Source organism: Flavobacterium xizangense, assembly GCF_054075145.1.
In genome coordinates this window covers 1-297 of sequence record NZ_JBSIPG010000050.1, presented here as the reverse complement: position 1 = coordinate 297, position 297 = coordinate 1, and the positions used below count along the sequence as shown (strand labels likewise).

At 40.4% G+C, this 297-nt stretch carries 1 pseudogene; it reads right to left on the bottom strand.

From position 1 onward, the window contains the following. Positions 1-120 precede the first annotated feature (120 nt). Positions 121-297 (bottom strand): annotated as a pseudogene (locus ACWA1B_RS22465) (acetyl-CoA C-acetyltransferase); the annotation flags it as partial.

Sequence of the window (297 nt, the reverse complement as noted above, 5' to 3'; positions counted from 1 at the left end):
ACTAGCTTCAGCTCGAACGGGTACTATGGCAAGATTGCAGATTCCGAACATGTATGGAAATTTATAAGTTGAAAATCAGGAGTCATTTATTGATAACTCCTGATTTTTATTGATATTGTTTTAAGCTCTTTCGATAACAATTGCTGATGCTCCGCCGCCACCGTTGCAAATTGCAGCAGCTCCAGTTTTTGCATTGTTTTGTTCTAAAACGTTTAGCAAAGTTACAATGATACGCGCTCCAGAAGCTCCAAGAGGATGTCCAAGAGAAACAGCACCGCCGTTTACGTTTACTTTGTC